Source organism: Blautia sp. Marseille-P3087, assembly GCF_900120195.1.
GTDB lineage: Bacteria > Bacillota > Clostridia > Lachnospirales > Lachnospiraceae > Blautia_A.
Genome location: NZ_LT635539.1, coordinates 1,686,708 through 1,710,340, shown reverse-complemented (window position 1 = coordinate 1,710,340; position 23,633 = coordinate 1,686,708). Strand labels below are relative to the sequence as shown.

Here is a 23,633-nt window from a genome sequence, read left to right as displayed (position 1 = left end):
ATATTTTATTTTGACATGAATACCCCCGGATTCTGTATCGCAAGTGATACAGAAACCGGGGATTTTTTGTCTGATATCTTTCTTGTTTTATATAAAAGCTTTAAAAGTTTACTTTGAAACACCATTTTTTTCCAGTGTAGGATTTTGCCATTCTGTAAATATTATAGATACAAGCAAAAATCACGGTAAAGGAGAAAACGGAGATGAAAAAAATAAGACAGATCCTGACAGGAGTATTACTTATCATGGCACTCAGTGTGTTTACGGCCTGCGGAAACAATGATATGGCAGCTGATGAGGTCGATACTACGAACGAGAATAGCGGCAACACCGATACGACTACGGAAGATGAAAATCAGAATGCGGATAAAAACGATAAAAACAACAACGATAACAAAAATAATGCAGACAATAATGCGTCAGAAAATGAAAAGATGACAGATGATGCTGCAATAGACAATGGAGATACTGTATCCGAAGGTACGGAGGGTGTCGGAACAACAGATAATAAAACGGACGGAACAACTGTTGAGGATGGAAGTGTGTCTCAGGATCTGGGTGACGGAGTCCGTGCAGTCGGAGATGGCGTTGGAGATGCTGTAGAAGATGTCGGTAACGCAGTGGGCGATGTTGTGGACGGAAGAGAGTAGTAATCCGCAACGTTATGAGCGAAAATAATTCATCATAGTAATTTGATAAAGTAAAAATACTTGCATGAAAATGGATTTCATATTATCATAGCATCAGAGAAATGAAATACGCAGATAAACGGGAAGCCCGGGTTCCAAAAGGAATCCGGAGCCTGTTTCTGCCGGACAGGGAGTATTGAATTATGAAATTTCGTCCATGCATTGATATACATAACGGTAAGGTCAAACAGATCATCGGCGGAAGTCTTAAAGATGCCGGAGATCAGGCAAAAGAGAACTTTGTTGCAGAGCAGGATGCGGCTTTTTATGCTAAATTATATAAGAAAGCCGGTTTGAAAGGCGGACATGTGATTTTATTGAACAGTGTCGGCTCCGAGTATTATGGGGCTACAAGGGCGCAGGCAATGAAAGCTCTTAAAGCTTATCCGAAGGAACTGCAGATTGGCGGTGGTGTGTGTCCGGACAATGCAGCAGACTATCTTGAAGCGGGAGCAAGCCATGTGATCGTAACTTCCTATGTATTTAAAGATGGCAGCCTTTCCTGGGAAAACTTACAGAAGATGGAAGATGCAGTCGGGCCAGAGCATCTTGTACTGGATTTGAGCTGCCGAAAAAAGGACGGACAGTATTTTATTGTGACAGATCGCTGGCAGAAATTTACCGACGTGCCTGTAACGCTTGAAACAATGAAAGAACTGGGAAGCCACTGTGCAGAGTTTCTTGTTCATGCGGTGGATGTTGAGGGTAAAGCAAACGGAATTGAGACAGAGCTTGCCGAACTGCTTTCTGGATATACAGACCGCCCGGTCACTTACGCAGGCGGCGTGGGAAGTATGTACGATATTGAACTTCTCAGAAAATACGGCAAAGACCGGCTGGATGTGACGGTCGGAAGTGCACTGGATCTTTTCGGGGGGACAATTCCCTTTGAAACACTAATAAATTTATAAAATTCAGGAGGTATTTATCATGAATGATGTACTGGAAACAATCAAAAGCAGAAGAAGTATCCGCAAATACAAGAGTGATATGGTTCCGCAGGACAAACTTGAAAAGATCATCGAAGCGGGAACCTATGCGGCAACCGGAATGGGCAAACAGTCCCCGATCATCGTTGCGGTAACAAACAAAGAACTCCGCGATAAACTTTCTGCAATGAATGCAAAGATCATGGGCGTAAACAGTGATCCTTTCTATGGCGCGCCGGTCGTGCTGATTGTACTTGCAGACAAGAGCAGACCTACATATCTTTATGATGGAAGCCTTGTTATGGGAAATCTGATGCTGGAAGCAGAAGCGCAGGGAGTTGGAAGCTGCTGGATCCACAGAGCAAAAGAAGAGTTTGAAAGTGAAGAAGGCAAAGAAATCCTGAAATCACTTGGAATTGAGGGCGACTACGAGGGAATCGGTCACTGTGTGCTCGGCTATGCGGACGGTCCGGAGCCAAAAGCCGCACCGAGAAAAGATTCCTATGTATATTATGTAAAATAATAGAAATACTAAAATAACTGTTTTGAGCAGCAGCGGTCAGTGGGGAAATTTACCACTGACCCTTTTTTGTCCATTGAAAACAGAAGCAGAATCTGAATATAATGTAAACAATAAAAATAATGATTGCCAGAGATGGAGGAAATACCAATGAACAAACTTAAACATGCAGCAGCAAAGAAAGTTTTTGCAGGGGTTGCTGATTATGCAGTCGCTCAGGTGCACAAGAATCCTGAAGCGGCATATGAAAAACTGATCGATACTGCTGAGAAGTATTTAAAAGATTTCGGAAAGGGCGTAAACTGGGATTACCTGAGAAAAGTTGCCTGTAATCCGGAATATACATTGAACCGTTATATCACATCTATGGTTCAGGATCTTCATCCGAACGTTCTGAAGACAACATTGATGAACCTTGGATTTGAAGCCTTTTATAATGGAACAAAGACCATTCACGAGATGAGAGAAATACATAAATGCAACATCCCGTGGATCATTCTGATGGATCCTACCAGTGCATGTAACCTGCATTGTACAGGATGCTGGGCAGCAGAATACGGAAACAAGCTGAATCTTTCCTTTGATGATATGGATTCCATCGTAACACAGGGTAAAGAACTCGGTGTCTACTTCTATATGATGACAGGTGGAGAACCGATGGTAAGAAAGAAAGATATCATCGAACTCTGCAGAAAACATAACGACTGTGTATTTTTTGCTTACACAAATGGTACACTTGTTGATGAAGCACTCTGCAAACAGATGCAGGAAGTCGGCAACCTGTTCCTTGCATTAAGCGTTGAGGGTGAGCCGGATGTCAACGATATGCGTCGTGGTGAAGGTGTATACAATAAAGTTATGCATGCAATGGATCTTCTGAAAGAGCACGGTCTTGTATTCGGTACATCTATCTGCTACACAAGTGCCAACTACAAGAGCGTTACAAGCGAAGACTTCATTCAGATGCTTGTAGAAAAAGGATGCCGTTACGCACTGTACTTCCATTACATGCCTGTTGGAAATGCAGCATCTGTTGATCTGCTTCTGAATCCGGAACAGAGAATTTATGTAAAGAACCGTGTAAGAGAGATCCGTAACATGGAACACGGTCCTGGAATCTTCACTATGGACTTCCAGAATGACGGTGAGTTTGTAGGCGGATGTATCGCCGGAGGAAGAAACTACTTCCATATCAATGCAAACGGTGATGCAGAACCATGCGTATTTATCCACTATTCTAACGGAAATATTCATGAGAACACGATCCTTGAGATTCTGAAACAGCCGCTGTTCATGGCTTATCATGACAACCAGCCGTTCAATGACAATATGCTCCGTCCGTGCCCGATGCTGGAGAATCCAGAGATTCTGCAGCGTATCGTAAAAGAATCCGGTGCACACTCCACAGACCTTCAATCTAATGAGACAGCAGAGCATCTTTGTGGTAAATGTGTACATTACGCAGAAGAATGGGCTCCGGTAGCTGAGAAACTCTGGTCAGAAGAAAAGGCTGAAAAAGCAGCAAAAGAAGCCAATAAATAATAAACAAATATGAAATAATGTAGTTCCATCACAGCAACCGGAAAGATTCAGGGCAAGAGTGCAACACTGAAACGCGGACAGAGACTGAAACTCAAAGCTACACTTACACCGGTGACAAGTTTACAGAAGGTTACATGGTATACTTCCCACAAGAAGATTGTAACTGTCAGCAGATCTGGTGTGATCAAAGCAAAGAATAAAGGCAGAGCTATCATTACTGTGAGGTCCGGAAACAAGAAATACAACATCAGGATCACAGTAAGATAAACAAAATTAATGAAAGGAAACCCTCATGGCGGAAGCTGTGGGGGCTTTCTTTTGCTTCTGCTAACGTTGGTCTTTCTTTTTTGCCTGCTTTGTATTAGAATAACAGTATTGATTACAATGTAACGAACGGATTGGAGAGAATATATGAAGGTTGTGATTTTAGCAGGTGGATTCGGCACCAGAATCAGTGAGGAAAGCCATCTGAAACCAAAGCCTATGATAGAAATCGGGGAGAAACCGATTCTCTGGCATATTATGAAGATGTATTCCGCTTATGGATTTAATGAGTTTGTAATCTGCTGCGGATATAAGCAGCATGTCATTAAAGAATGGTTTGCAGACTATTATCTTCACAACAGCAACATCACCTTTGACTTCACACAGGAAAATAAGATGATCGTGCACAATAATGTGCTGGAGCCCTGGAAGGTGACTATTGTTGATACAGGATTGAACACGATGACCGGCGGTCGTATCAAACGTGTCCGTGAATATCTCGAAGAAGACACATTCATGATGACTTACGGTGATGGTGTGGCTGATATCAACATTAAAGAACTTCTGGAATATCACAGATCACACGGAAAAATGGCGACGCTCACGGCGGCACAGCCGGGTGGACGTTTCGGTATCCTTGATATTGAAAAAGACGGAACCATTACAAACTTCAGAGAAAAGAAAAAAGAAGACGGTGGCTGGATCAATGCCGGATTTATGGTGCTGGAGCCGGGAATCATCGATCTGATCGATGGCGATGAGACTGTCTTTGAAAAAGGACCTCTTGTAGAAGCGGCACGAATGGGAGAGCTGAATGCATACAAGCATAAAGGTTTCTGGCAGTGCATGGATACGCTTCGCGAGAAAAATATGCTGGAAGAACTCTGGCAGAGTGGCGAAGCCCCATGGAAGATCTGGAAATAATATTTGGCTGGAGGAAGACTTTTGAGCGGAAAGGCAACGAGCTGCGATTACTGTGCGAATTATGTGTACGATGAGGACAGTGAGAGCTATTATTGTGATGTAAACCTGGACGAAGATGAATACTATCGTTTCGTCAGCACAGAATATAAGGAATGTCCGTATTACCGAAACGGAGATGAGTACCGGGTAGTGCGCCATCAGATGTAAGGGAAACGGAGAAAACAAATGATTACAGTAGAGCTGGATAATTTCAGCCTGAAGGAAATCTGTCAGTCCGGGCAGTGCTTTCGGATGTATGAGACAGAAGAAAATACTTATGAACTGATCGCAGGAGACAAGTACCTGAAAATGGCACAGGAAGGCAGTATCGTAAATTTTTACTGCAGTGACATGGAGTTTATCTGCTACTGGGTGCCATACTTTGACATTGATGCGGATTACAGCAGCTATATAGCAAAGATAAATCCAAGAGATGCTTATCTGATGGCAGCTGCAGAGTGTGGAAACGGCATCCGTATTCTTCAGCAGGATCTGTGGGAAATGATCATTACATTTCTGATCTCACAGCAGAATAATATCTCCCGGATCAGGGGATGTGTAGAGCGGCTGTGCGAAGCATATGGAGAGAAAAAAATCTCCGGCGAAAAGGAATATTACGCATTTCCGACCCCGGAGCAGCTTGCGGGCGTATCTGAAGAAGATTTACGTAAACTGGGAATGGGATACCGGGCACGTTATATTGCGGAGACGACTCGAAGTATTCTGGACGGAGAGATTTCGCTGGAGCGAATCTACCGATTCCGTTATTATCGCCGTGCGAAGCAGGAGCTTATGAAACTGAGCGGCGTGGGGGAAAAGGTAGCAGACTGCATTTGTCTTTTTGCACTGCATCATATGGATGCATTTCCGGTTGATACCCATATCCGCCAGGTACTTGATGAGCATTACAGGAGAGGTTTCCCGAACCGTCGGTATCATGGCATGAGAGGTATCATGCAGCAGTATATTTTTTATTACGAACTGAATAAAAACTGAAAAATGGTGAGATACAGAGACCTGTTTCATTCCCTGTTAGAAGGGAACGGCAGGTCTCTTTTTTGCGTTATAGGAAATTACTTCGTAATGTTCCAATAACGTAAAAACGCTCCGCGAGGATGCGACCAGATGCAAATAAAAGCAACAAGTGTATTTTGTACTGCTTTTATATGATAAATATTATCAATAACAAAATTATTGAGAAAAAAAGTCGGTTTCGAGTTAGAAAAACCTAACGATAATATAGACACGAACTTTGATTTATGATATAAAAATATAGGTTAGAAGAAACTAACGGAAAAGAAAGAGGAGGAAGAACATGGCTAACAATAATTTGTTAAAGAAAATTGCACCGGTTGTCCTCAGTGCGACAGTAGCGATGACTGGTATGCCGTCTGCAGCTTTTGCAGCAGAATTCTCTGATGAAGAAGTAGTTCTGGACGAAAGAGCAGAAGACGAAGCAACGGATGTGGAGATAGAGGACACAGAAGTTGATGCGGCAGAAGATGAGGCAGATATTACAATCGAGGATGCCGAAGAAAATACAGAGGACACAGAAGCTGATACGACAGAAGAAACTTCCGGGGCAGAAGATGTTTTTGGCGCAGAGGGTGAGGCAGATGCTTTTGCGGCAGATGGTGAAGAAACTCCTGCTGAAAGTGAATTTGTATATGGTACAGCAAACATTCCGTATGCCGATTTCTTTTATGGTGAAATGAATGATGTACAGCAGAATACAGAAATGCAGCTGGATGCAGCAGATCCTGTGACAGAAGCAGGTTATCGCGAGGAAGGTATGTATGATGCAGTTACAAGCTGCACAAACAATAAATCTAAAAAATATGAGACTTCCTACTATACAGAAAACACAGAAAACGGAAGTGTGACTCTTGAGGGTATCAGGGATGTAAATATTGCAGTTCCGAAAAGTCTTTATAATGATGCGCTGAAAGCAGTTGAAGAGGGCAAGAGTTGCTCCAACCAGCTCCTTACTATTATCGGAAATCTTCAGAATGTAAGTGAAACTGCTCCGGAATCCGGCGAATATAAAGTCCTGAACGGTAACGGAACACTTACTGCAATGAAGACAGAGACAAAAGAACTTAAGATCAATTCTTCCATTTCAACATCATCTGCATGGGGAAATTATGAGGTCATCGTAGAGTTCGGAGATGAAAATCCAGATCAGCCAAAAACAGCAAACATGATGGGTGTTATCTTTGAAACATCTGACGGTGAAAAATATGGAATGGAACATTCCCAGAACCTGTGGCTTAAAACCGGCAAAATTGCTTTTGCAGTAAAAGACGGTTTTGTGGAACCACATGGTAACACAATTGATGCAAAACGCAGCCAGGGACTGGAAGGAAAGACAATTAAAAAAATCACTTATCTTGTAAAAGATGGTGCGGATATTGTTATTCCGACAAATCTTCTCTGCAAATACAAACTTGCAGACGGTCAGGGAATCACCGGACCGGAGGAAAAAGTTGCATATCAGAGAGGATATGGAAGAACTAATGTCCAGATGACATATCAAGTTCCGGAGACTTCCAGTTATAAACTTTCTTCTGTAAAATACGACGGCAATGAGCTTGAACAGGGTGCTTATGCAGGATATACATACGATGAAGATAAAAAGATGTTAACAGTAAATGGTGATACATGGAGTAATAGTACGACCGGAGTAGGAACTTATACTCTTACTTTTACAGATCAGTCAGAAGCACCGTATGAAGACATTACAGTTCCGATTGTGTTAAGTGCTGACGAAACAAAAGTTCAGTTTGCCATTCAGGACAATAAGCTGGTAAAAATTGATCCGAATGGAGACACTATATACGAAGCAAAAGATTACATCAAAAACATCACTTCCATTAAAATCGACGGACAGGCACTGGGTGGAAAAAAAGCAAACATCAGTGAAATTGCCAAAACAGTTTTTGATGAGAAAACAGGTGCAGTCAACTTTGATGCAAAGGTTAATAATACGGCAGTATTTGCAAAAGGTGATGGCGGAAGCTACAATGTAGAGCTGACATCATCCGGATTTAATGATGTTACAGGTACCGTTACACAGGATTCCGGTGAATACAAATACGTATACGCAGGACTTACATGGGAACAGTACTGGGCATCTGAAGGTGTATACGAAGCAACAAATACTTCAGCTTCTGAGGACAAAGACAGACGTGGTGAAAGCGATATGGGCGGTTTTGATGCTGTCACAAGAGCAACTGCAAACCATGGTCTCCACAGAGGAAGTTTCCAGACAATGGCAACTGTTTACGATGCGAACGGAAAGACCTATGCACTTGCCGGATGGAAAGACAAAACAACAATGATTCTTACAGACGGAAGCACTGTTTCCTGCAGCAAAGGAAAAATAAACGGTATAGATGTCACTGAGTATAAAGTAACCGGCCTGAAATATATTCCGGTAAAAGTAAAAACAGCAGATTATGATGCATTCAAGAAGGCATTTAAAGTAGTAGAAAACGGCGAAAAACTGTTTGGTGGTTATGCTGAAAATAACCTTAGTGCTTATGAAGAAACAGCAGAAGTCAATGCAAATACCAACGGACTTAAGACAGCAACAAAGGACGGAGATACCTTTACATTCAGCGCAAGAGCAAACGGAACAACTTCCGGCCTTAAGGGAGAAGCGCTGAAAACAACAGATGGCATTACGACTAAAATGAAGCCGGGAAGCGGTAGCTACGGTGAATTCCTCCGTGTAGACCTTACAGGCAACTATGGCGGTCTCGGTGGTGCAATGCAGGCTGTAAAATGGACATATTATGGTGATGACGATACATACAGCAATGCACTTCAGAGCTATGGTACAAAATTTGCGGCAGACAACTGGATGCACAAATTCCACGGTATTCAGCTTGGCCTGACAGATTCTGTACGCTGCAAACTTCCGGCAGATACTGACGGAACAGGATACTGGGAAGTAACCGTTTACGGTCTGGGATACAGCGATTATACATTTAGGTTTCAGGCAACAGACGAAAATATTGCAAAACCGGCAGGCGATGCAGATTCCACACCACTAAAAAATATTATTGCGGAAGCAAAAGCACTTAAAGAGGCAGACTACACACCGGACAGCTGGGATACTCTTGTAAACGAGCTGGAAGAATGCGAAGACATGCTGGCTAATATCGCAAACCAGACCCAGTATGGAATTGAAGAGCAGATTGGTCACTTAAGAGAAGCAATCGACGGTCTTGTAAAAGCAGAACTCAAACTCAATGCAACATCAGGAACACTTTATACACAGGACAAAACATCTACAACTCTTAAAGCAACTACAAACCTGGAAGGTACTGTAACATGGAAATCCAGCAACACAAAAGTTGCAACCGTAGATTCCAAAGGTGTTGTAACAGCCAAAGCAGCAGGCACAGCCAACATTACAGCAACTCTGGGCGGGAAGACAGCAACATATAAAGTAACTGTAAAAAATGCAATGACTATCAACAAAACAGCAGTTACTGTATATGCAGGCGGAACACCGGCAAAATACACACTTAAAGCGACATCTGCACTTGGTGGAACAGTAAAATATGCAACAAACAACAAAAATGTTGCAACCGTAGATTCCAAAGGTGTTGTAACAGCAAAAAAAGCCGGAACAGCAGTGATCACAGCTACAGCCGGAAAATGCAAAGTAACCTGCAAAGTAACTGTCAAGAATCCGGGAATTGCAGTAAAAGCAGCAGCTTCTACCATTTACACCAAAGGTCAGACAGCAACAAAAATTACTGTAACAAAAATCGGTGTATCCGGAAATGCAAAATTTACAACAAGTGACAGACGTATTGCAACTGTAGATTCAAGAGGCGTTGTAAGAGCAAGAAAAGCCGGAAACGCCAGAATTACAGTTCAGGTTGGTAAATATAAAAAAGTCGTAACTGTCAGAGTAAGAAATGCTTCTCTGAAACTTGCAAGAACTGCAGCAACTGTCAGGAGAGGTAAAACAACCAGGATCAGAGTAAGTGCGGTTCCGAGCGGAAAAGTTACTTATACAAGCAGTAACAAGCGTATTGCAACCGTAACTTCCAGGGGTGTTGTAAAAGGCATCAGAAGAGGTACGGCAACAATCACTGTCAAATGCAATGGCATGATAGCAAGATTCAAAGTAACTGTAAAATAAGATCATATTCAGGAAAAAGCAAAGACGGGGGCCGTTTCCGGACAGCCCCTGCCTTTGTACGTTAAACAGACAGGAGACAGCATGAACAAAAAAGACAGAAAAAATATACATGACAAAAAAAATCTGCTCAAACTCCTTCCGGCTGCAGCTGTAATTGCGGCAGTGACTGTCACAGCAGTGCAGGGAAAATCGGCTGAGGGACTTACGAAAGTGTCAGCTGGTATGGAAATAAAAGATGCCGGAGAATTGTCTGGTTTGCTAAATGCAGCATATTTTGACGATAATACTTTATCTGATAAGAGTACAACGACTGCCGCAAAAAACAAAAAGAAAAAAAGGGGTATCAAAAAAGCTGCTGCAAAAGCATTACCGGATGAATCGAAGAAAACGTCAGCAGAAGGTCAGGGAAGTACGACAACTCCGACGACAGAGGTTCCGGAAGGCGGATATAAAGACGGAACTTATCAGGGAAGCGGTACAGGATTTGGCGGAACTGTCACGGTACAGGTGACTGTTGCGGACGGCAAGATCACAGGGATAGACATTCTTGATGCATCAGGAGAAACCCCGTCTTATTTTGCTTCGGCAAGAGGTGTTGTCAGCAAAATCCTTGCGGGTCAGACGCCGAATGTGGATGCAGTCAGCGGTGCAACGTACTCATCAAACGGAATCATTCAGGCCGTTCAGAATGCACTTTCAAAGGCAGGTGCTGCTGAGGTTTCCACTGTAGAAACAGACAAGAATACGAAGAAAAAGAAAACAAATACAAGTACCACAAAACCTGTTGTGATTTCAAAACCGACAGGGGATGTTGCCTATAAGGATGGTACTTATACTGCGCAGGCAGAGGGATTTGACGGTCCGGTAAAGGTGACTTTTACGATTAAAAACGGAAAAATTACAGTCATTACAAATACGAATACAGATACGAAAGAATACTTCGGCAAAGCCTGGGCAAAAATCAGGCCGGCAATTCTGAAAAAACAGGCAGTATACGGAGTAGATACGGTCAGCGGAGCAACTTTTTCTTCTAATGGCATTCTTGAAGCCACACAGAAAGCATTAGAAAAAGCAGCTGTAAAGAAAACGACTTCTCCGACACCGACTCCAACGGCAACACCTGTACCGGTGAAACCTGATACAGGAGATTCATCCGATACTGATAATAAACTTTATAAGGATGGAACTTACAGTGGACGGGCACGGGGATATTCCGGATTTGTAACAATCACACTGACGATCAAGGATGGAAAAATTACAGAGGTCAATAACACCAACAGTGATACGATGTCCTATTTCAGAAAGGCATGGCGGTATTTACAGCCGGCAATTCTGGAAAAACAGAGTGCTGATGGAATTGATACGGTGAGCGGAGCAACATTTTCCTCAAACGGAATCCTTGAAGCTGCAAGAAGTGCACTGGAAAGTGCGAAGGTAACGGCAGTACCGACTGCAACTCCGACCCCAACGGAACCGCCGGCACCGAAGCCGACGGCAACACCGAAACCAACAGCGACTCCGGCACCAACAGCTACACCAACTGTTACGCCAACACCTGCTCCGACAGAAAATTTAACTCCGACACCAAATCCAACGGAAACACCTGCTCCGATACCGGAAGGACAATATGTGGATGGCAATTACAGCGGAAGTGGCGATGGGAACTACGGCGTGGGAAGTGTAACTGTGAATGTAACAATATCCGGCGGAAAAATTACAGCTGCTTCTTATGATACGATAGACGATGCAGATTATTTTACCGATGCATGGAATGGTATTTACGGTCAGATTCTGAATAATCAGTCAGCAGACGGGGTGGATGCTGTGAGCGGAGCAACTTATTCTTCAAACGGAATCTTACAAGCATTTCGAAATGCACTGAGTCAGGCGAAAAGGCAGTAATTGCAGAAATACAGGTTATAAAAGGAGAAGATGGAATGAAATACCAGAGTTTTTGTATGAGAGTTTTGTGTCTTCTATTGATTCTGGCGTCTGTAATAGGCTATAATTCTATGCAGAAAAAAGATACACAGGAACAGGAAACTCAGGAGATCACACAGTTACAGAAACGTGTGGATACACTTGAAGAACAGCAAAAAGAAATGCTTGCCGCTCTTGAAGAAGCAGCCCAAAATCAGAAAACTGCAAAAGCACAGGTAGAGACTGACACAAAAGACGATGCAGTCAAAGAAGGCGCGGCAGACAGTGAAGATGCAGAAAGTACGGATGATTCCGAGAATTTCTACAAGGACGGTACTTATACCGGTTCTGCACAGGGATTCGGCGGTGCGATCGAGGTTCAGGTAACACTGAAAGACGATGAGATCACCGATATTCAGGTGACAGGTGCATCAGGGGAAGATTCTGCATATCTTTCTCAGGCACAGAGTGTGATAAGCTCGATCATATCTGCACAGAGCACAGATGTGGATACTGTATCAGGCGCTACATTCAGTTCTACCGGTATCATCAACGCTGTTGTTGACGCCCTTGGAAAGGCGGAAAACGAATGAAAAAGAGGCAGAGAAAGGTCCGGCTGATCCGGGCTGCGATACAGCTTGCGTTTTTCATCTTTTATCCGGCACTCTTTTCCACAGCATTTGCAGGGATCAAATCTATTTTTCAGGTGCTTGCTGCGCACCAGCCGATCACATGGAACTCTTTCCTTGATGTGACGGGAGTCCTGCTGGTAATTACGATTTTGTTTGGACGTCATTTCTGCGGATATGCCTGCGCGTTTGGTTCACTTGGTGATGCCATGTATGAGCTGACACTTTTTATCCGGCAGAAGGTTTTCCATAAAAAAGGACGTCATGGTTATACGGAAAAAGTGGTGCGGATGCTTCAGAAAGTAAAATACATTCTTCTGGCCTTTTTGATGCTTTCCATACTGAACGGATGGTATGCAAATCTTCAGGGCATGAGTCCGTGGGATGTTTTTTCCATGCTGACCGCAGGAAAACTTCCGAATGCTTCCTATAAGATCGGGATTGCGTTATTTATTCTGATTCTGATCGGGATGTGCACGCAGGAGCGTTTTTTCTGTCAGTTTCTTTGCCCGATGGGAGCTGTTTTTGCAATGATGCCGATATTGCCGACGGCGCTGTTTCACAGAAATTGTGAAAAATGTCCGTCGAAATGTGGACTTTGCAAAAAGCGCTGTCCGGCACATCTGGAGATTGACGGAGACACTCCTTTTTCGGGAGAATGTATCTGCTGTCATGCCTGCGAAGTGACCTGTCCGCGTAAAAATATACAGATTGGGCCGGTAAAGGTCCGGGAAATGGAGAAAAATGAGAAATAAAAAGAAGTTTGTGACCAGTCTGCTCTGTGGAATGAGCTGTTTCATGCTGGCTGCGGTGCCGGTAATGGCAGACGCTGATATACAGAAATATACGAATACTGATTTTGCAATGGATACAGTCGTCTCAGAGACACTGTATACAACAGGTAAGGATCTGAATGCGACTGTCGGTGATAAGATCCGCGAAATTGAGACAGAACTGCTTTCATGGACTGACGAGAATTCGCAGATCGCGAAGTTAAATGCAGCTTCCGGTGAAACGGCAGAAGTATCCGATGAACTTGCCGGTTACCTGAAAAAGATTTTTCAGCTTGCACAGGATTCAGACGGGGCATTCGACCCGACGATAGGCAAGATCATACGTCTGTGGGATATTGCCGGAGAGAATCCGCATGTGCCGGAACAGTCAGAACTGGACGAGCTTCTGAAAGATGTAGGTTATGGTAAAGTTTCTTTGGATGGAGATAAAGTGACACTGGAAAAAGGTGCAACACTTGACCTCGGTGCAACCGGAAAGGGAATCGGGTGTGATGTGGTTTCGGACTTTCTGAAAACACAGACGGATGTGTCAGGAATGATTCTGAATCTCGGCGGCAGCAGTGTAATGGCTTATGGCGAAAAACCGGATGGTTCTGATTGGAAAGTAGCGCTCACTGATCCGCGTGATCCGGAGGGGGACTATCTCGGTGCAATCACATTGAATGACGGGGAATTTCTTTCGACGTCTGGAGACTATGAGAAATATTTCATAGAAGACGGGAAACGCTATCATCACATCCTTGATCCGAAGACCGGATATCCGGTGTGGAACGGTCTGGATTCTGTCACAGTCATCTGTGACAGCGGACTTTTTGCGGATGGACTTTCTACTGCATGCTTTGTACTGGGAATGGATGATGCATTGAAACTTCTGGAAAAATATAATGCAGATGCAGTGTTCGTGGATGAGGATAAGAATATTTACCTGACTTCCGGGATGAAAGAACGCTTTGAATTGATGAAGAATACCTATACAGTTAAGGAGTTGCAGTAATTCAAAAAGAAATGCAGAGTATTGATTGTGGATATCAGTACTCTGCATTTTTATTATTGTTTAGAAGTGGATACGTTTCAGTACCTCGTTTGTCAGCGTTCCGATGAGAAGTCCGGTAATGACACCGGAGATCAAAAGTGCCGGTGCATAGTAGATCAGTCCGGAAGTCATCGTGATAAGACCTGCGATGATGAGCTGACCGATGTTGTGGGAAACACCTCCTGCAACACTGATGCCGAGGATGCTGAATCCGGATTTGTTCTTCATGAAAGTCATAACTGCGAGGCTGAGTGCAGCGCCCGCAAGGCTGTAGAGAATGCTGAACAGGTTTCCGAACATAAATCCGATCACGATGATACGGACGATAGAAACAAGCGCAGCTTCTTTCCATGTATATTTCTCCAGTATAAAAAGAACTGCCAGATTGGCAAGTCCAAGCTTCATTCCCGGGATTCCTGCAAAAAAAGGAATCAGTGATTCTACATAACCGAAAATGATAGCAACTGCGGCAAAAAGGCCGAGATATGAAAGCTTTTTCTGATTCATATGTGACATCCTTTATTAGTAGACTGGCTGTAACTGACCGGCAGAACCACGATTATGATCTGGTGGTCGGTTACAGGTATTTATATTCAGACGACAGTGTCAAATTCAGGGGTATCTTCTTCAGCGGAGGAGTCTCCTTTTTCGCCTTCTATGACAACCTTATTTGGCAGGCAGACGATTGTACCGCCTGTACTGTCGACAGCTTTTTGTTTCATGCAGAGGTGATCCGGACAGTTGGCTTCCGTCATGTGGATTTCTCCGTCTTTTATTTCACATACATTGGTATCATTGATGCGGATCACCTGATCCTTTGCAAGGGAGTAGGTGCCGTATTCTTCACCGTTTACCGTGATTCGGACAGTCCCATAGTGACCGCGTCGGACAAAGTACATGCCAGCCCAGAGGATCAGGGCAAAAACAACGATGCCGATGATGAAAGTCAGTTCTTTTTTCTTCAAACAAAAATTCCTCAGCTTTCAGTTAAAATAGTGCTGTTATATAAGAAACAGCGTGTGATTCGATGATTATCATAGCATATTGAATGAGGGTTGACAAGGATAAGTTAGATGAAACGAACAGAGAGCGGAGATTTTATGCCGGGTAATGGGGTGGACACATTTTATTTAAGAAATATTCATTGTTTTATACGGTGGAAAGTGGTAAAATAGTAGGGATTTCTTAAATAGGGTAAATACGGATGATTTCGTATATAAAAGTGATCAGAATAAATATAGAAACAGGAGTTTGATATGAATTTATTTCAAAAAGTATTCGGAACACGAAGCGAGCATGAAGTAAAGCGTATTATGCCGCTTGTAGAGAAGACAGAATCTCTTCGTCCGGAAATGCAGAAATTAACAGATGAACAGCTGAGAGACAAGACCAGAGAGTTCAAGAAACGTCTGGGCGAGGGCGAGACACTGGATGATCTTCTTCCGGAAGCATTCGCTGTAGTACGTGAAGGCGCGAAGCGAGTTCTTGGTATGGAGCATTACCGTGTACAGATCATTGGTGGTATTATCCTTCATCAGGGACGTATCGCCGAGATGAAGACAGGTGAAGGTAAGACACTTGTTTCCACACTTCCGGCATATCTGAATGCGCTGGAAGGTAAGGGTGTTCACATCGTAACCGTCAATGACTACCTGGCAAAACGAGATGCTGAGTGGATGGGTAAGGTTCATGAATTTCTTGGTCTGACTGTTGGTGTTGTACTCAACGATATGAAACCGGAAGAACGTCGTGAAGCATACGGATGTGACATTACTTACGTAACCAACAACGAACTGGGATTTGATTACCTTCGTGATAACATGGTTATCTATAAAGAACAGCTTGTACAGAGAGATTTGCACTACTGTATCATCGATGAGATCGACTCCGTCCTGATCGACGAGGCACGTACACCTCTGATCATTTCCGGACAGAGCGGTAAGTCCACAAAGCTCTATGAAGTGTGTGACATCCTTGCACAGCAGCTTGAGCGTGGTGAAGCGAGTCACGAAATGACAAAGATGGCTGCCATTATGGGTGAAGAAGTTGTCGAGACCGGTGATTTTGTTGTAAATGAGAAAGACAAGATTGTCAACCTTACCGAACAGGGTGTCAAGAAGGTTGAGAAATTCTTTAATATCGAAAACCTTGCAGATCCGGAAAACCTCGAGATCCAGCACAACATCACACTGGCGCTTCGTGCACACAACCTGATGCACAAAGATCAGGATTATGTTGTAAAAGATGATGAGATTCTGATCGTTGATGAATTTACCGGACGTATCATGCCGGGACGTCGTTATTCTGACGGACTTCATCAGGCAATCGAAGCCAAAGAGCATGTTAAGGTCAAGAGAGAGAGCAAGACTCTTGCAACCATTACATTCCAGAACTTCTTCAATAAATATGACAAGAAGGGCGGTATGACCGGTACAGCTCTTACCGAGGAAAAAGAGTTCCGTGATATCTACGGAATGGACGTTGTAGAGATTCCGACCAACAGACCTGTACAGCGTAAAGACCTCGAAGATGCCGTATACATGACAAAGAAAGAAAAATTCAATGCAGTTGTTGAGGCTGTTAAGGAAGCCCATGCGAAACAGCAGCCGGTTCTGGTCGGTACGATCACAATCGAGACTTCCGAGCTCCTCAGCAGAATGCTTCGCCGTGAGGGTATTCAGCACAATGTATTGAATGCGAAATTCCATGAGCTTGAGGCTGAGATCGTTGCACAGGCTGGTCAGGCTGGTGCTGTTACGATCGCAACCAACATGGCTGGCCGTGGTACTGATATCAAGCTGGACGATGTGGCAAGAGAAGCTGGTGGTCTGAAGATCATCGGTACAGAGCGTCATGAGTCCAGACGTATTGACAATCAGCTCCGTGGACGTTCCGGACGTCAGGGAGACCCGGGTGAATCCCGTTTCTACATCTCTCTGGAGGACGACCTTATGCGTCTGTTCGGTTCTGAGAGACTTATGAAGGTCTTCACTTCTCTGGGTGTTGCCGAGAATGAGCAGATCGAGCATAAAATGCTTTCCAATGCAATCCAGAAAGCACAGGAGAAGATCGAGTTCAACAACTTCGGTATTCGTAAAAATCTTCTGGATTATGACCAGGTTAACAATGACCAGCGTGAGATTATCTACAAAGAACGTCGTCAGGTCCTGGATGGAGAGAACATGCGTGATACCATCTACAAGATGATCACAGATATTGTAGACAGCACAGTAGATATGTGCTTCTCTGATGAGGTGGATTCTGTTGAATGGAATCTGGATGAGTTCAATCCTATGCTGACTTCAATCATCCCGATCGAGCCTCTTACGACCGAGAAGATTAAGGGTAAGAAAAAAGATGAGGTGAAACAGCAGCTGAAAGAAGAAGCGGTGAAGCTTTATGAGATGAAGGAAGCTGAATTCCCGGAAGCAGAGCAGCTTCGTGAGCTGGAACGAGTAGTTCTCCTGAAATCTATCGACAGCAAGTGGATGGATCATATTGACGATATGGAACTTCTTCGTCAGGGTATTGGTCTTGTCGGATATGGACAGAAAGATCCGGTTGTTGAGTACAAGACGAGAGCGTTCAAGATGTTCAATGATATGATCGGCTCTATTCAGGAGGATACGGTTCGTATGCTGTATCATGTTCATGTAGAGCAGAAGATCGAGCGTGAGCAGGTAGCGAAGGTTACAGGAACTAATAAGGACGATACTTCGGTTAAGAAACCGGTTCAGAGAAAAGAGGACAAGGTTTATCCGAATGATCCGTGTCCGTGCGGAAGCGGCAAGAAGTACAAACAGTGCTGTGGACGTAAACTGATGAAGGCATGATATAAATAACGTATTAAATAGAAACGCAGCTTGTGAGACAGGGACAGCCCCGTCAGACCAGCTGCGTTTCCTGTTCTTCCCGCGCATTTATTATCTGCCATTCGTGCAAACTCGCTTCGCTCAGACAGTGCACTCTGTGGCAGAAATTAGCGCAGTCAGAACCATGGAAGCCACGCTGAGTCTGTCGGGACTGTCCCTGTTCAAAGCTGCTGGTTATTTAGAGTTGTCAGTTATTTTCTTATGTAATGCCTCCATAGTTTACGCCGGTGGTGAACCGCGCGACGCGCCAGTCTGTCGGATGTGTAGCCAGAACAACGGAAGCCACGCTGAGTCTGTATGTTGCGCAGGTGTTTTAATATTAGAAGAATTTCGTGATTTCGCCGAGGGATTTGCGTGGTTTGCGGGTCGGTTCTTCGGCGGCTTTGCCGACTGCGATAACGGCTGCGATGGTTTCTGTTTCAGGGATGGAGAGGATTTCGCGTAGTTTGTCAGCTTCGCGGAGCCCCATGATCAGGGTGGAAAGCCCGAGGTCGGTGGCTTTGAGAATCAGGTTTGCGTTCTGCAGTCCGAGATCGTAGCATCCCCATCCATTTCCGAGTTCGTTATCTGGTGTGCCGTCGGTCTGGAAGCCGGCGCGGTTATGTACAAAGGTGGTAACGATCAGCGCAGCATGTTCGGATTTTTCTGCATTTCTTGCACCCGGAAGACAATTCTCGCGGATTTTGTTAACGATCTCTTCGGATAAAACACAGTAATAACGACCGGTCTGGGAGTTTTTCCAGGATGGTGCCTCCTGTGCGGCGCGAATCAGTTCTTCCATCTGCTCTCTGGTGACAGATACATTCGGATCGTATTTACGAACCGATCTTCTTGTTTCAAGTACTTTCTGAAATTCCATGAAATTCAGGCCTCCTTATATAAGAATTTAAAGGGTAAAAACGGCATACAGAGCAAAATCTGTATGCCATAATTATGACATTTTATCTGAAATATTGCAATTATGTGGTGGTAGTTTACAAAATTTGTTACTGTGAACGGTAACCAAAATTTCTGTTGTATGTGAGACTGAAACAAAAATATTATCTGATAAAAAGATATGCTGTATATCCGACATAAGCCAGTACACAGATTATACCTTCTATCCGGCTCATGGATTTTTTAGTAAAAGCAAAAATAAACAACAGAATTCCGCTGATGAGGAGAATTATACAGTCAATAAGAGATTCTGAGAGAATGTGGAGTGGCGAAATCACTGCTGATATACCGAGGATAAAAAGAATATTAAATATGTTTGAGCCAATTGCATTTCCCAGAGCAAGCGCACTGTCCCCTTTTCGTGTAGCAACGATGGAGGTTACAAGCTCTGGCAGCGATGTACCGATTGCAACAATTGTGAGGCCGATAAAATTTTGGCTAACACCGAAAGATACGGCAATTTGGCTTGCATTATTTACTACCAGATTACCTCCCAGAATGACAGCGGCAAGCCCGCCGATGATAAAAATAAGAGCTTTATAAAGAGGAATAGTTTGTTCCTCGGAACATTCATTTCTCTTTTTTAATGCGGTATGAATCATATTCAGAATATAAAAAAACATTCCGGCTAAAAGAAGAAATCCCTCAATTCTGCTGAGCTTTCCGTCAGCAATCATAATACAGAGAATAAGTGTGATCAGAATATTTACAGGCATATCCCGTTTTAAAATATCTTTGTTTGTTTTAAATGTGGAAATAAATGCACAAATACCTATAACAACAAGACCGTTAAAAATGTTTGAGCCGATAACATTGCTGACGGCAATATCGTTGTTTCCGGCAAGGGCAGCGTTGATGCTGACAGAAGCTTCCGGGGCACTGGTTCCCATGGCAACAATTGTGAGACCGATGATGACACTGGGAATTTTGAGAAATCGGGCAAGCGAAGAACTTCCATCCACAAAGAAGTCAGCACCTTTAATTAATAGTACAAAACCGATAATCAGTAACAGATATTCCATATGATCTCCTTTCCTGTGATAAAGGTATGGAATAAAAAAAGAGACCTTTACCACATCAAAAAATGATTGATAAAAGTCTCGTTGATTACAACAATAACCGGCCTTATGGCGTGATGACGATCATTGTTTCACCCTGGATGCAGGATGATAACTACTCCCTTTCACTAATACTATAGTAAGCAAAAGAAGATGATATGTCAAATAAAATTTATTATTTTGCAGCTTTACGTGCTTCTTTTATTAATTATGATTTTGGGAGTGTGTCCTTATAATTTTGGTATTTACCTTCAGTAACCAGTTTTGCATATGCATCATATGCGTCTTTCAGAGTATTATATTTTGTACCATCATTGATAAGCTGCTGATGCTTGGAATCAGTAAGATGTTCTGCGATGGTGACATATTTGTAACCATTATTATTTCGAACAGCTGTTGTTGTTTCGGAAACATAAAATCTGCCATCAGCAGTACTCATTATAACGGGGATTTTTTGATTTGCCCCCACAGTAGCTGTATTTACGGAAGTCCAAAATAAATATCTCTTAGATTTATTAGAGGCGCTTCCCAGATATGCCCAGGTACCATTTTTTAATAAACTGTCTTCTTTAATATTAGAAAGCACGGAGGGAAGCATAGAGGAATTTGGACAACGAGAGTCAATTTCAAAATAGTAATTCTTGTCTGTAATTAATTGTTCAAGGACCCCGCTTTTCCGTATTGGCTCATCCAGATCTTCGTTAATATCAAAGAAATATTTTTTTGTACTGTTTTCACTTCCACCTTTCCAGTTAAACAAAACACCGTTTTCAGTGAGAGAAACTTCACATACTCCTCCCTTAACCGGATCACCTATCCAGTGCTCGGTGTCCGCTTCACCGTTAGTATGAGAAATACCGCCAATTGATACTGTGTTCATAGACTGCCAGCCAGCTATTTTCTGTTTCAGTGGTACAACTTTTGTTGTAGTCTGATTTTCTGTTGCCTCTTCTATCATCAGCTCATCATATGCCGAGCGGACATTTGCAAGATCAACAGATTCCCGGCTCCTTTCAATATATTTTGTATAAGCCGGGGCGAGCAGCCCGACAAGAACTGCAAGAATGGAAACAACAACTATAAGTTCTATAAGTGTAAATCCTTTGTTCCGGTTTTGCATTTTATATTTACCTCAAAGCATAAAAAATCAATAGTAAATTTTATAATAGCATTTATTTGCCAATACTGCAATCCGGAAGAAATGTAATAATTGTGAATTTATTTCAATAGCAGAAATATACTAGTTCCTGACCTCATCTACGATATTTTTAATAATATCATCTGCAGGTGTGGGCTGAGGCCGCCTGTTGTCAAATTCTGTAGTAAGAAGATGAAGTTTGTAATGTGCCTCTGGGTATTTTTTTTGTTGAAGAAGCGTCTGGAATGCTGTTATTTCTGCCGGAAGTTTTTCCTGATATTCTATAAATCCCTCAGGAAGATAATCGGTTGGAACAGGGGATTCACTTACACTATCCGGATCAGGGGATGTGGCGCGAGTTCGGAAGGTCTCTGAAAATGAGGAGAGACTGTTTAGAATTTTCTCGCAGTAGCGTTCGGCTTCCGGATATCGCTGCATGTCCATGAGATAAGTGATTCCAATCATATGAGTCAGAATGTCGTGGTTCCATTTGCGGATATTTTGTTTAAGATTATCCATAGAAATTCTCCTTTCCGTTGTGCATTGTAAGGCGGGCAAAAACATCCCGTACATGAGGATAGCGTGAACGGCTGACCGGGACGGAAACGCCGTTTCGCAGGGTGATGCAGGTATGATGGAGTGTCCTGACCTGGTAAAGATTTACAGCAAAACTTTTGTGACAGGAGCAGAACTGTGAACCCATACGATTCAGAAGATCCTGCAGCTTTTCATTTGCGGAATAAACATGAGTTGCTGTATGAATGCAGGTTTGTCGGGCAATATGTTCCAGATAAAGAACATCGTTTTGCGGAACCTGATATTCTTTATAGGAAGATTGAAAATAAAGGTACTGTTCTCCACGAAGCGCATATTTTTCGTGGGCGGCAGTCAGGGCTTTGGGCAGGTATTCAAGGAGTTTTTCCTTGTTCACGAAATAGAGGTGTGAAGTTTCGTAAACGTCAGAAGCAAATTCCAGATACTGACTGACAAAAATAATCTGTGTATCGCCATTTATCTTATTGATTCTTTTGGCAACGGTAATTCCGTTGACGGATTGAGCTCCGAGATCGATATCTGTAATTGCAAGCGTATAAGGGCAGCCGTGATCAGTAAGCGTATTCAAAAATTCAGTACCGGATGAAAAAAATTTTACCTCGTAAGGTACTGTGACACATGACTGCAGAATCGATCGGATTATTTCGGTGTAGACATAGTCGTCTTCGCAAACTGCAATTCTTATCATAATTTTTCTCCATGAATGTTCATGTTTTTTGAATAGCGTTTATTATATACTGGACACGGGCAGACTTCAAGTATATAGACGGGTAAATCGTTCGAGATACATCGACAGAATCAGACATGAGAAGGGGCATTTCCGAAGTGTTTTTTGTAAGAGCGTACAAAGGTCGTGTAGTCGTTAAAACCGCTCATCTGCGCGGCTTTCATGACAGGAGTCCCTTCATTTATCAGAGAACGTGCAAGAAGGAGACGCTTGCTTGTAATGTAATTGTGAATGGTGTAGCCGGTCTCGTTTTTGAATTTTCGCATCATATGATATTTGCTGAAAAAAAACTTCTCAGAGAGTCGGTCAATCGAGAGATCTTCGGTCAGATTACGGTTGATATATTTCAGAAGCTGTTCAACCTGAGAATCAGAAGAATAAGATCTGCGGTCAGGGATGGCGCTGGTCTGCAGAAAAATACGGTTGACATAAACCATAAACTGCGTAAAAAGAGCATTGCTGAGTATTTCATCACCAAAGTCCTGATTTTTTATGGAATTTTCAAGTTCGCGCAGAAGGTCACGGAGATGTTCCTGGACAGCAGAGTCTACGCGGACGAGGTTAAAACTGCGGTCAGTTGCTTTCTGGAAACAGGTATTTAATTCCTGCATGGAAAGGTCGTCGCGGATCCAGAAAATGTAACGCTCATATGGAACGGACGGATCAATTTCCGGTTTGTGGATCGCGCCCTGACTGACCAGAAGGATATCCCGTGGTTTGAGATGGTAGGCTTTTCCCTCGATGTGATAGGTGACTTTTCCGGAAAGAAAGACGATGATCTTGTGAAAGTCATGATAATGATAAGAAAATTCCCGGTCTGTGCGGTCATTAATGTGGAACAGACGGAATTCTTCTTTGAGATAACCTGTTTTTTCAAGTGTGTACTGCGAATAATCCATGGAA

22 protein-coding genes are annotated in these 23,633 nt (G+C 43.2%); 14 read left to right on the top strand and 8 right to left on the bottom strand.

What is annotated here, in order from left to right:
- Positions 1–203 precede the first annotated feature (203 nt).
- The 13 genes from BQ7344_RS08170 (at position 204) to BQ7344_RS08110 (ending at position 14,405) form a co-directional block, all read left to right on the top strand.
- Positions 204–650, top strand: a complete 447-nt coding sequence (locus BQ7344_RS08170; RefSeq protein ID WP_072522183.1) for a hypothetical protein — start codon at positions 204–206, stop codon at positions 648–650.
- 182 nt (positions 651–832) lie between these two features.
- Positions 833–1,600 (top strand): phosphoribosylformimino-5-aminoimidazole carboxamide ribotide isomerase, encoded by a 768-nt coding sequence (hisA, locus tag BQ7344_RS08165; protein ID WP_072522182.1) that lies wholly within the window; start codon positions 833–835, stop codon positions 1,598–1,600.
- Positions 1,601–1,619: 19 nt separating this feature from the next.
- Positions 1,620–2,141, top strand: a complete 522-nt coding sequence (locus tag BQ7344_RS08160; RefSeq protein WP_072522181.1) for a nitroreductase — start codon at positions 1,620–1,622, stop codon at positions 2,139–2,141.
- A gap of 147 nt (positions 2,142–2,288) precedes the next feature.
- Positions 2,289–3,680, top strand: coding sequence for a radical SAM protein (locus tag BQ7344_RS08155; protein WP_072522180.1), 1,392 nt, complete (start codon positions 2,289–2,291; stop codon positions 3,678–3,680).
- Between the two features lie 27 nt (positions 3,681–3,707).
- Positions 3,708–3,947, top strand: coding sequence for an Ig-like domain-containing protein (locus BQ7344_RS08150; RefSeq protein ID WP_083585510.1), 240 nt, complete (start codon positions 3,708–3,710; stop codon positions 3,945–3,947).
- A 144-nt stretch (positions 3,948–4,091) separates the two neighbouring features.
- Entirely contained in the window at positions 4,092–4,868 is a 777-nt protein-coding gene (gene rfbF, locus BQ7344_RS08145; protein WP_072522179.1) for a glucose-1-phosphate cytidylyltransferase, read from the top strand.
- Between the two features lie 21 nt (positions 4,869–4,889).
- Positions 4,890–5,075, top strand: coding sequence for a DUF6472 family protein (locus BQ7344_RS08140; RefSeq protein ID WP_072522178.1), 186 nt, complete (start codon positions 4,890–4,892; stop codon positions 5,073–5,075).
- Between the two features lie 18 nt (positions 5,076–5,093).
- Complete coding sequence (locus BQ7344_RS08135; RefSeq protein WP_072522177.1) at positions 5,094–5,903, top strand: DNA-3-methyladenine glycosylase family protein; 810 nt, start codon at positions 5,094–5,096, stop codon at positions 5,901–5,903.
- Positions 5,904–6,222: 319 nt separating this feature from the next.
- Positions 6,223–10,068: a penicillin-binding Tp47 domain C-containing protein gene (locus BQ7344_RS08130; RefSeq protein WP_072522176.1), complete on the top strand. Its 3,846-nt coding sequence runs from the start codon at positions 6,223–6,225 to the stop codon at positions 10,066–10,068.
- A gap of 81 nt (positions 10,069–10,149) precedes the next feature.
- Positions 10,150–11,970, top strand: a complete 1,821-nt coding sequence (locus BQ7344_RS08125) for an FMN-binding protein (protein WP_143143546.1) — start codon at positions 10,150–10,152, stop codon at positions 11,968–11,970.
- A 35-nt stretch (positions 11,971–12,005) separates the two neighbouring features.
- Complete coding sequence (locus tag BQ7344_RS08120) at positions 12,006–12,581, top strand: FMN-binding protein (RefSeq protein ID WP_072522175.1); 576 nt, start codon at positions 12,006–12,008, stop codon at positions 12,579–12,581.
- The gene (locus BQ7344_RS08115) at positions 12,578–13,372 is read left to right on the top strand and encodes a 4Fe-4S binding protein (protein ID WP_072522174.1); all 795 of its coding nucleotides are present in this window, start codon (positions 12,578–12,580) and stop codon (positions 13,370–13,372) included. The genes BQ7344_RS08120 and BQ7344_RS08115 overlap by 4 nt, the downstream gene beginning before the upstream one ends.
- Positions 13,362–14,405, top strand: coding sequence for an FAD:protein FMN transferase (locus BQ7344_RS08110; protein ID WP_072522173.1), 1,044 nt, complete (start codon positions 13,362–13,364; stop codon positions 14,403–14,405). The genes BQ7344_RS08115 and BQ7344_RS08110 overlap by 11 nt, the downstream gene beginning before the upstream one ends.
- A gap of 60 nt (positions 14,406–14,465) precedes the next feature.
- On the opposite strand, the gene BQ7344_RS08105 is transcribed toward BQ7344_RS08110, so the two are convergent.
- Positions 14,466–14,951 carry a Gx transporter family protein gene (locus BQ7344_RS08105; RefSeq protein WP_072522172.1) on the bottom strand — a complete coding sequence of 162 codons (486 nt, stop codon included), beginning with the start codon at positions 14,949–14,951 and terminating at the stop codon, positions 14,466–14,468.
- A gap of 86 nt (positions 14,952–15,037) precedes the next feature.
- Entirely contained in the window at positions 15,038–15,409 is a 372-nt protein-coding gene (locus BQ7344_RS08100) for a NusG domain II-containing protein (RefSeq protein ID WP_072522171.1), read from the bottom strand.
- A gap of 291 nt (positions 15,410–15,700) precedes the next feature.
- Between BQ7344_RS08100 and secA the strand changes: the two genes are divergently transcribed.
- Positions 15,701–18,277 (top strand): preprotein translocase subunit SecA, encoded by a 2,577-nt coding sequence (gene secA, locus BQ7344_RS08095; RefSeq protein WP_072522170.1) that lies wholly within the window; start codon positions 15,701–15,703, stop codon positions 18,275–18,277.
- A 358-nt stretch (positions 18,278–18,635) separates the two neighbouring features.
- On the opposite strand, the gene BQ7344_RS08090 is transcribed toward secA, so the two are convergent.
- The 6 genes from BQ7344_RS08090 to BQ7344_RS08065 form a co-directional block, all read right to left on the bottom strand.
- A complete protein-coding gene (locus BQ7344_RS08090) occupies positions 18,636–19,175 on the bottom strand; it encodes a nitroreductase family protein (protein ID WP_072522169.1) in 540 nt (179 codons plus the stop codon).
- A 181-nt stretch (positions 19,176–19,356) separates the two neighbouring features.
- Positions 19,357–20,274 (bottom strand): calcium/sodium antiporter, encoded by a 918-nt coding sequence (locus BQ7344_RS08085; RefSeq protein ID WP_072522168.1) that lies wholly within the window; start codon positions 20,272–20,274, stop codon positions 19,357–19,359.
- 244 nt (positions 20,275–20,518) lie between these two features.
- The gene (locus BQ7344_RS08080; protein ID WP_072522167.1) at positions 20,519–21,430 is read right to left on the bottom strand and encodes a type IV pilin protein; all 912 of its coding nucleotides are present in this window, start codon (positions 21,428–21,430) and stop codon (positions 20,519–20,521) included.
- Between the two features lie 120 nt (positions 21,431–21,550).
- Positions 21,551–21,967 carry a hypothetical protein gene (locus BQ7344_RS08075; protein WP_072522166.1) on the bottom strand — a complete coding sequence of 139 codons (417 nt, stop codon included), beginning with the start codon at positions 21,965–21,967 and terminating at the stop codon, positions 21,551–21,553.
- Positions 21,960–22,691, bottom strand: coding sequence for a LytR/AlgR family response regulator transcription factor (locus tag BQ7344_RS08070; RefSeq protein ID WP_072522165.1), 732 nt, complete (start codon positions 22,689–22,691; stop codon positions 21,960–21,962). Before BQ7344_RS08070 ends, BQ7344_RS08075 begins: the two co-directional genes overlap by 8 nt.
- A gap of 110 nt (positions 22,692–22,801) precedes the next feature.
- Positions 22,802–23,629 (bottom strand): helix-turn-helix domain-containing protein, encoded by an 828-nt coding sequence (locus BQ7344_RS08065; protein ID WP_072522164.1) that lies wholly within the window; start codon positions 23,627–23,629, stop codon positions 22,802–22,804.
- Positions 23,630–23,633: the final 4 nt, after the last annotated feature.

Coding starts and splice junctions, on each gene's coding strand:
- BQ7344_RS08170 (WP_072522183.1), top strand. CDS start 204: ATGAAAAAAATAAGACAGATCCTGACAGGAGTATTACTTATCATGGCA.
- hisA (WP_072522182.1), top strand. CDS start 833: ATGAAATTTCGTCCATGCATTGATATACATAACGGTAAGGTCAAACAG.
- BQ7344_RS08160 (WP_072522181.1), top strand. CDS start 1,620: ATGAATGATGTACTGGAAACAATCAAAAGCAGAAGAAGTATCCGCAAA.
- BQ7344_RS08155 (WP_072522180.1), top strand. CDS start 2,289: ATGAACAAACTTAAACATGCAGCAGCAAAGAAAGTTTTTGCAGGGGTT.
- rfbF (WP_072522179.1), top strand. CDS start 4,092: ATGAAGGTTGTGATTTTAGCAGGTGGATTCGGCACCAGAATCAGTGAG.
- BQ7344_RS08135 (WP_072522177.1), top strand. CDS start 5,094: ATGATTACAGTAGAGCTGGATAATTTCAGCCTGAAGGAAATCTGTCAG.
- BQ7344_RS08130 (WP_072522176.1), top strand. CDS start 6,223: ATGGCTAACAATAATTTGTTAAAGAAAATTGCACCGGTTGTCCTCAGT.
- BQ7344_RS08125 (WP_143143546.1), top strand. CDS start 10,150: ATGAACAAAAAAGACAGAAAAAATATACATGACAAAAAAAATCTGCTC.
- BQ7344_RS08120 (WP_072522175.1), top strand. CDS start 12,006: ATGAAATACCAGAGTTTTTGTATGAGAGTTTTGTGTCTTCTATTGATT.
- BQ7344_RS08115 (WP_072522174.1), top strand. CDS start 12,578: ATGAAAAAGAGGCAGAGAAAGGTCCGGCTGATCCGGGCTGCGATACAG.
- BQ7344_RS08110 (WP_072522173.1), top strand. CDS start 13,362: ATGAGAAATAAAAAGAAGTTTGTGACCAGTCTGCTCTGTGGAATGAGC.
- BQ7344_RS08105 (WP_072522172.1), bottom strand. CDS start 14,951: ATGAATCAGAAAAAGCTTTCATATCTCGGCCTTTTTGCCGCAGTTGCT.
- secA (WP_072522170.1), top strand. CDS start 15,701: ATGAATTTATTTCAAAAAGTATTCGGAACACGAAGCGAGCATGAAGTA.
- BQ7344_RS08090 (WP_072522169.1), bottom strand. CDS start 19,175: ATGGAATTTCAGAAAGTACTTGAAACAAGAAGATCGGTTCGTAAATAC.
- BQ7344_RS08085 (WP_072522168.1), bottom strand. CDS start 20,274: ATGGAATATCTGTTACTGATTATCGGTTTTGTACTATTAATTAAAGGT.
- BQ7344_RS08080 (WP_072522167.1), bottom strand. CDS start 21,430: ATGCAAAACCGGAACAAAGGATTTACACTTATAGAACTTATAGTTGTT.
- BQ7344_RS08075 (WP_072522166.1), bottom strand. CDS start 21,967: ATGGATAATCTTAAACAAAATATCCGCAAATGGAACCACGACATTCTG.
- BQ7344_RS08070 (WP_072522165.1), bottom strand. CDS start 22,691: ATGATAAGAATTGCAGTTTGCGAAGACGACTATGTCTACACCGAAATA.
- BQ7344_RS08065 (WP_072522164.1), bottom strand. CDS start 23,629: ATGGATTATTCGCAGTACACACTTGAAAAAACAGGTTATCTCAAAGAA.